This window comes from Pseudomonas sp. FeS53a (assembly GCF_000931385.1).
Taxonomy (GTDB): domain Bacteria; phylum Pseudomonadota; class Gammaproteobacteria; order Pseudomonadales; family Pseudomonadaceae; genus Metapseudomonas; species Metapseudomonas otitidis.
The window spans coordinates 158,588-165,987 of sequence record NZ_JYFT01000085.1; the positions used below are offsets into that span (position 1 = coordinate 158,588).

Genomic DNA, 7,400 nt, shown 5'->3' on the forward strand with positions numbered 1-7,400 from the left:
CTCTGCCACAGAACCGTGACAGTTTGATGAAGGGCGCCCAACGGTCATGGCGCCCTCCTCGCCTCAGCCCCAACGGCGCGTCAGGCGAACTCCGCCCGCAGCTGCCGCGCCGCGGCCACCATGTTCACCAGCGCCGCCTCGGCCTCGGGCCAGCCACGGGTCTTCAGGCCGCAGTCGGGGTTGACCCAAAGGCGCTGCGGGTCGATGCGCCGCGCCGCCTTGCGCATCAGCTTGACCATCTCGGCGGTGTCCGGCACCCGGGGCGAGTGGATGTCGTAGACCCCCGGACCGATCTCGTTGGGGTAGGCGAAGGCCTCGAAGGCCTGCAGCAGCTCCATGTCCGAACGGGAGGTCTCGATGGTGATGACGTCCGCGTCCATCGCCGCGATGGACTCGATCACATCGTTGAACTCGCTGTAGCACATGTGGGTGTGGATCTGCGTGTCGTCGCGCACCCCGCTGGCCGCCAGGCGGAAGGCCTCGGTGGCCCACTCCAGGTAATGGGCCCAGCCGCTGTGGCGCAGGGGCAGCCCCTCGCGAAAGGCCGCCTCGTCGATCTGCACGATGCGGATGCCCGCCGCCTCCAGGTCCAGCACCTCGTCGCGGATGGCCAGCGCCAGCTGGCGCGCCTGCACTTCGCGGGGCACATCCTCGCGGGGGAAGGACCACATCAGCATGGTCACCGGCCCGGTGAGCATGCCCTTCATCCATTTGCCGGTCAGGCCCTGGGCATAGCGGATCCACTCCACCGTCATCGGCGCCGGACGCGACAGGTCGCCGATGATGATCGCCGGCTTCACACAGCGCGAGCCGTAGCTCTGCACCCAGCCGAAACGACTGAACACGTAGCCGTCCAGCTGCTCGGCGAAGTACTCCACCATGTCGTTGCGCTCCGCCTCGCCGTGCACCAGCACGTCCAGCCCGAGGCGCTCCTGCACCTCCACCGCGTGGCGGATCTCGGCCTGCATGGCCTCGGTGTAGGCCGCCGCCGACAGGCTGCCCTGGCGGTAGGCCTGGCGTGCCAGGCGGATGGAAGCCGTCTGCGGGAAGGAGCCGATGGTGGTGGTGGGGAACGCCGGCAAGCCCAGGCGCTCGCGCTGGCGGAGGATGCGCTGCTCGAAAGGCGACTGGCGCTGGCTGTCCTGCGGGCGGATGGCCGCCAGGCGCGCCGCCACATCGGGCTTGTGGATGCGGGTGCTGGCCGCACGGGCCGCCAACGCTTCGCGGTTTGTAGCCAGGGCGGCGAGCACCTCGGGGTGCTCCGGTTCGCGCAGGGCGCGGGCCAGCAGCGCCAGTTCGGCGCACTTCTGCACGGCAAAGGCGAGCCAGCCCTTCACCTCGGTGTCCAGGCGATCCTCACGGGTCAGGTCCACCGGGCAGTGCAACAGCGAGCAGGAAGGCCCGACCCACAGCCGATCCCCCAGGCGCTCATGGGCGTGGCGCAGCACCTCCAGCGCGCGGTCCAGATCGCAGCGCCAGACGTTGCGGCCGTTCACCACGCCGAGGGACAGCACCTTGTAGGCCGGCAACCGGTCGAGGATGGTCGGGTACTGCTCGGGGGCGCGCACCAGGTCGATGTGCAGGCCGTCCACCGGCAGGCTGGCGGCCAGCCCGAGGTTGTCCTCCAGGCCGCCGAAATAGGTGGCCACCAGTTTGCGCAGCGGCTCGCGCTGCAGCAGGTTGTAGGCCCGCTCGAAGGCGGTGCGCCAGTCCTGGGGCAGGTCCAGGGCGAGGATCGGCTCGTCGATCTGCACCCACTCCACGCCCTGCTCGGCCAGGCGCTGGAAGATCTCGCCGTACACCGGCAGCAGCTGCTCCAGCAGGTCCAGGCGGTCGAAGGCGCCGCCCTTGGCCTTGCCCAGCCAGAGGTAGGTCAGCGGGCCGAGCACCACCGGCTTCACCGCGTGCCCCAGCGCCAGGGCTTCGTCGACCTCCTCGAAGAGCTGTTCCCAACCGAGGTGGAAGGTCTGGCCGACGCTGAACTCGGGGACCAGGTAGTGGTAGTTGCTGTCGAACCACTTGGTCAGCTCCTGGGCGTGTCCGCCGCAGCAGCCAGCCCCCACACCGCGGGCCATGGCGAACAGGGTCGCCAGGGTGGCGCGACCGTCGGCCGGGCGGAAGCGCTCCGGCACCGCGCCAACCATCAGGGAATGGGTGAGCACCTGGTCGTACCAGGCGAAGTCGCCCACCGGCAGCAGTTCGATGCCCGCCTCGGCCTGCAGGCGCCAGTGCTCGGCGCGCAGGGTGCGGCCCACGTCGCGCAGGCCGGCTTCGTCCAGCTCGCCCTTCCAATGGGCTTCAAGGGCCTTCTTTAGCTCGCGACCGCGACCAATGCGGGGAAAGCCGAGGGAATGTACCCGGACCATGTCTGTCTCCTTGTCTGTGAATGCCGGGCATTCTGGGCACCCACAGAACATGAGACAAACTCATAAAATTCTCTTTCAACTCAAGAAACTCTCATGCAGAGCCGAATACTCAGGTGCCCGACTTGAAGCGTGTGAAGGCCCGGGTCAGGGCGCGGTTGAAGGCCGAGCCGTTATCGTTCTTGGTGTACAGCCGGGCGCGCACCTCGGCCGGCGGGTAGGTGCCGGGGTCGGCGAGGATGGCCGGGTCCACCGTGGCCGAGGCCGCCGTCACCGCGTTGGCGTAGCCGATGCTGTTGGTGATCGGGCCGATCACGTCCGGCCGCATGAGGAAGTCCATCAGCGCCAGCCCCTCGCGGGGGTGCGGCGCATCCGCCGGGATGACCATCGCATCGAACCAGATCTGCGCGCCCTCCCGCGGAATCGAATAGCGGATGTGGTACGGCTTGCCGGCCTGGGTCGCCTGGCTGGCAGCCACCGTGGCGTTGCCGTTCCAGGCCATCGCCAGGCAGGTATTGCCGTTGGCCAGGTCGTTGATGTTGCGGTCGTTGGCGAAGTAGCGGATCGAGGGGCGGATCGTCGCCAGGTGCTCGGCGGCCTTCTTCAGGTCGTCCAGGTTCTGGCGGTTGATGTCCAGGCCGAGGTAGCGCATGGCCGCGCCGAACACCTCGTTGGGGTCGTCCAGCAGGCTCACCCCGCAGTCGGCGAAGCGCGCCACCACCGCCGGGTCCATCAGCATCGCCCAGCTGTCCACCGGGGCATCGGCCATGCGTGTGCGGATGGCCTCCTCCTGATAGCCGAAGCCGGTGGTGCCCCAGGCGTAGAGCCCGGCGTAACGGTTGCCCGGGTCGAAGGCCGCCATGTGCTGGACGAATTCATCCCCCAGCCCGGCGAAGTTCGGCAGCGCACCCTTGTCCAGCGGCTGGATGGCGCCGCTGCGGATCGCCCGCTGCAGGTGCTGGCCGGCGGTCAGCACCAGGTCGTAGCCGCTGTGGCCGGTGAGCAGCTTGGTCTCCATCGCCTCCAGGGAGTCGAAGTGGTCGGCCACCACGCGGATGCCCGTCTCGGCCTGGAAGCGCGAGAGGGTATCCGGTGCCATGTACTCGCCCCAGATGAACAGGTTGACCTGCCGGGGCGCGTCCTCGGCCTGGGCACACAGGCCCAGGCCGAGCAGGAGTGCGGCTGCGAGCGAGCGCATGGTGAGCCTCCTAGCGCTGCCGCGCGGCGTATTGCGGCATGGTGATGCAGGCGACGTTGCCGCCCCCCAGGAGGATCTCGCGGGAGAAGCCGATGCCGAGGATGCGGTGCTGCGGGAACAGCTCCGCCAGGGTGGCCTGGGCGACCACGTCGCACGGGTCGTTGAACAGCGGCAGCACGATGGCCGAGTTGCCGGCGTAGTAGTTGATGTACGACGCACAGATGCGGGTGCCGGCCTCGCGCAGGTGGGTGCCGTCCACCTGGTCCAGCCCCTCGGCCTCCTCCGCCGTCCACTCCAGCACACGCGGTTGCGGCAGCTTGTGCACCTCCAGCGCGCGACCACGGGCGTCACGGGTGCTGCGCAGGATGTCGTAGGCCTCCTGGTAGATCTCCCACTGCGGGTCGCTGCGGTCGTCGGTCCACTGCATCACCACCACGCCGGGGCGCACGAAGCAGGCCAGGTCGTCGATATGGCCATCGGTCTCGTCGAACTTGCAGCCACGGGGCAGCCAGATGACCTGGTCGGCGCCCAGGTAGTCGCACAGGCGCCCGGTCACTTCCGTCTTGCCCAGGTGGGCGTTGCGGTTGCGGTTGAGCAGGCATTGCTCGGTGGTCAGCAGGGTGCCCTGCCCGTCGCTCTGGATGCCGCCCATCTCGGCGATGAAGGGGGCGCGGTAACGGTCGTAGCCCTCGATCTCGAGGATCTTCTGGGCGATCTGGTCGTCCTTGTCCCAGGGGTAGTAGAGGCCGCCATCGAGGCCGCCGTAGGCGTTGAACTCGAAGTCCACGCCGCGCACCTCGCCGGTGGCGTCGTTGACCAGGAAGGCCGGGCCGCTGTCGCGGAACCAGGTGTCGTTGCAGGTCATCTCCACCACCCGCACGTGCTCGGGCAGCAGCCGGCGGGCGTTGGCGTATTGCGCTGCCGAGGCGCAGACGGTGACCGGCTCGCTGCTGGCGATGGCGCTGACGATCTGCACCCAGACCTTCTGCGCCGGCTTGGCGCCGTTGCGCCACACGTCCGGGCGCTCCGGCCAGCCGAGCCAGCAGCGGGCCTTGGGTTCGAATTCACCGGGCAGGCGGAAGCCGTCGGCCTTGGGCAGGGAAGTCAGGGTGCGTGCCATGTTCAGGTCCTCGTGGGGGATGGGAATGCCCCGACAGTACCCGCGCCGACGCGGCGGCGACCAATGACCTTTTTCGCTTAACCCCTGAATTCAATTCACATATCGGCCAGCTGATCACTGAACCAATCGACGAATTGCGCCACTGCCGGCTTGTCCAGCCGCAGGCGCTCGCACACCAGAGCGTACTGCCCGAGGGACGGCACCTGGGCCGCGAACGGCCGCACCAGCCGGCCGCTGGCCAGGTCCTCGGCGCTGGTGAGGTTGTCGCCGATGGCCACCCCCTGGCCCCGCGCCGCCGCCTCCATGGTCAGCCCCGCGTGGCCCAGGTACAGGTGCCGGGCCGGACGCAGGTCAGCGGCGTGGGTGGCAAGCCAGGCGTTCCAGGTCTTGCCGTCCTGGTCGTCGTGCAGCAGGCAGTGGCGCGCCAGGTCGCGGGGGTGCTTGAGGGGCGACTGGTTGAACAGGCCCGGGCTGCACACCGGGAAGAACTGCAGGGTCGGCAGCGGCCGCACGAAGTAGCCGCTGGCGTCCTCCGGGCCGGTGCCGTAGATGATCGCCAGGTCCATCTCCGCACCGGGCAGTTGCGCCTCCAAAGGCTGCTCGTGCAGGTGCAGGGTGATCTGCGGGTGGCGCTCGGCAAAATCCGCCAGCCGCCCCACCAGCCACTTCTGCGCCAGCTCGGTGGTCACCGCCACCCGCAACTGGGCCTGGGAACCGGGGTCGCGCAACTCGTCGCAGGCATCGAGGATCAGCTCGAAGGCCTGCTGCAGGCTGTGCAGCAGGCGCCGCGCCGGCGCACTGGGGCGAACCTGGCGCCCCTCGCGCTCGAACAGCGTCACCCCGAGCTGCTCCTCCAGCTGGCGGATCTGGTGGCTCACCGCGCTGTCGGTGACGCACAGTTCCTGGGCCGCACGGCCGAAATGCGCATGGCGCGCGGCCGCCTCGAAGGTGCGCAGGGCGGTGAGCGAAGGCAGGCGACGCATGGCAGAAGGCTCCCGGAAACGGACGGCGCATGCTGGCGCAAGCCACAGGCTGCGGCAAGGGCGCCGCTCGACACCCACGCGGTGGATGAAGGAAACTCATGGCCCTTCGATTCTTCACCAGTTCCATTCATGGACGGGAGCCCACGCATGCTCGAAGTACGCCACCTCAAGACCCTGCATGCCCTGCGCGAGGCCGACAGCCTGGTGGAGGCCGCCGAGCGCCTGCACCTCACCCAGTCGGCCCTCTCCCACCAGTTCAAGGAGCTGGAGGAGCGCCTCGGCCTGCCCCTGTTCATCCGCAAGACCAAGCCGGTGCGCTTCACCAGCGCCGGCCTGCGCCTGCTGCAACTGGCCGACAGCCTGCTGCCGCAGATGCGCGCCGCCGAACGCGACCTGGCGCGCCTGGCCGGTGGCACCGCCGGGCGCCTGCACATGGCCATCGAGTGCCACAGCTGCTTCCAGTGGCTGATGCCCACCATCGACCAGTTCCGCGACGCCTGGCCGGAAGTCGAGCTGGACCTGGCCTCGGGCTTCTCCTTCGCCCCGCTGCCGGCCCTGGCCCGGGGCGACCTGGACCTGGTGGTGACCGCCGACCCCATCGAACTGCCGGGCATCAGCTACGTGCCGCTGTTCACCTACGAGGCACTGCTGGCCGTGGCCAACCAGCACCCGCTGGCGGGCAGGCCCTACGTGGTGCCCGAGGACCTGGAGAGCGAAATCCTCATCACCTACCCGGTGGAGCGCGACCGCCTGGACGTGTTCACCCGTTTCCTCGAACCGGCCGACGTCGAGCCCGCGCAGATCCGCACGGCCGAGCTGACGGTGATGATGATGCAGCTGGTGGCCAGCGGCCGCGGCGTGTGCTGCCTGCCCAACTGGGCGCTGCACGAGTACAGCTCGCGGGGCTACGTCACCGCCAAGCGCCTGGGCGACAAGGGTCTGTACGCCACCCTACACGCCGCCATCCGCGCCGACATGCTCGACGCCCCCTTCATGCGCGACTTCCTCCTCACCGCCAAGGACACCTCCTTCGCCACCCTCGAAGGCGTCAGCGCCGCACGTTGACGCACAACCCACCGACACCCTCCCTGTAGAGGGGCGACTTCAGTCGCACAGCGGTGAGCAGCGCCGCCAGTGGCTTCGCGAGCAGAGCTCGCTCCTGGGGGCAAACCTCCACCCAAAGCCGCTCCGCTGCGGTAACCCGCCGTAGGGTGGGCTTCAGCCCACCATCGGAGCCACCCGCCGCACCGCTGCCAGACGCAAAAAGCGATGTCCACCCAACGCCCCAACTGGCGACACACCGGCCTGTGGGAGAAGCGAATTGAGTCCCTCCGCCCCCGACAGGTCTCACCCTAGGACATACAAGCGAATTCATTCGCGATGGACTCCCCAGCGGCCAAGAACCGACAGGCAGCCCTCCGGCCTGCTTTCGCGAATGAATTCGCTCCCACCATAAATCGCTCCGCTGCGGTAACCCGGACCTCCGCGCGTAGATACCGTCTTGATTGCTAGTGAGCAAGGGCCAGTTTTGCGTCAAACGGCTGGCCCGATTTCAGCACGCCATAGGCGATGTTCAGTAGCTTGCGCATCGCTGCGCAGACGATCTGCTTGCCGGTCTTGCCCCGCTCCCTTAGCCGTTCGCCCATGGCTCTGATCGCTTCGTTGTAGGTCAGGGCGCTGATCGCGGGCATGTACAGGCCGGCCCTCAGGCGCGATGAGCCCATCTTGGAGATGCG

5 protein-coding genes and 1 pseudogene are annotated in these 7,400 nt (G+C 68.6%); 1 reads left to right on the forward strand and 5 read right to left on the reverse strand.

The genetic code is table 11. The features are described 5' to 3' along the window. Nucleotides 1-80 precede the first annotated feature (80 nt). The 4 genes from metE to SZ55_RS27000 form a co-directional block, all read right to left on the reverse strand. On the reverse strand, nucleotides 81-2,366 hold the full coding sequence (gene metE / locus SZ55_RS26985; protein ID WP_044414445.1) for a 5-methyltetrahydropteroyltriglutamate--homocysteine S-methyltransferase: 2,286 nt from the start codon (nucleotides 2,364-2,366) through the stop codon (nucleotides 81-83). Nucleotides 2,367-2,475: 109 nt separating this feature from the next. After that, a complete protein-coding gene (locus SZ55_RS26990) occupies nucleotides 2,476-3,561 on the reverse strand; it encodes an extracellular solute-binding protein (RefSeq protein WP_044414447.1) in 1,086 nt (361 codons plus the stop codon). A gap of 10 nt (nucleotides 3,562-3,571) precedes the next feature. After that, nucleotides 3,572-4,681, reverse strand: a complete 1,110-nt coding sequence (aguA, locus tag SZ55_RS26995) for an agmatine deiminase (RefSeq protein WP_044414448.1) — start codon at nucleotides 4,679-4,681, stop codon at nucleotides 3,572-3,574. A gap of 95 nt (nucleotides 4,682-4,776) precedes the next feature. After that, nucleotides 4,777-5,664 carry a LysR substrate-binding domain-containing protein gene (locus tag SZ55_RS27000; protein WP_044414449.1) on the reverse strand — a complete coding sequence of 296 codons (888 nt, stop codon included), beginning with the start codon at nucleotides 5,662-5,664 and terminating at the stop codon, nucleotides 4,777-4,779. Between the two features lie 147 nt (nucleotides 5,665-5,811). On the opposite strand from SZ55_RS27000, the gene metR reads away from it, so the two are divergent. Beyond that, nucleotides 5,812-6,729: a transcriptional regulator MetR gene (metR, locus tag SZ55_RS27005; RefSeq protein ID WP_044414450.1), complete on the forward strand. Its 918-nt coding sequence runs from the start codon at nucleotides 5,812-5,814 to the stop codon at nucleotides 6,727-6,729. 443 nt (nucleotides 6,730-7,172) lie between these two features. Here the strand turns inward: metR and SZ55_RS27010 are convergent. Further along, nucleotides 7,173-7,400: pseudogene (locus SZ55_RS27010) on the reverse strand (IS110 family transposase); the annotation flags it as partial.

Bases quoted from the DNA above. Each gene is read 5' to 3' on its own strand.
- aguA (WP_044414448.1), bottom strand. From the start codon at position 4,681: ATGGCACGCACCCTGACTTCCCTGCCCAAGGCCGACGGCTTCCGCCTG.
- SZ55_RS26990 (WP_044414447.1), bottom strand. From the start codon at position 3,561: ATGCGCTCGCTCGCAGCCGCACTCCTGCTCGGCCTGGGCCTGTGTGCC.
- SZ55_RS27000 (WP_044414449.1), bottom strand. From the start codon at position 5,664: ATGCGTCGCCTGCCTTCGCTCACCGCCCTGCGCACCTTCGAGGCGGCC.
- metE (WP_044414445.1), bottom strand. From the start codon at position 2,366: ATGGTCCGGGTACATTCCCTCGGCTTTCCCCGCATTGGTCGCGGTCGC.
- metR (WP_044414450.1), top strand. From the start codon at position 5,812: ATGCTCGAAGTACGCCACCTCAAGACCCTGCATGCCCTGCGCGAGGCC.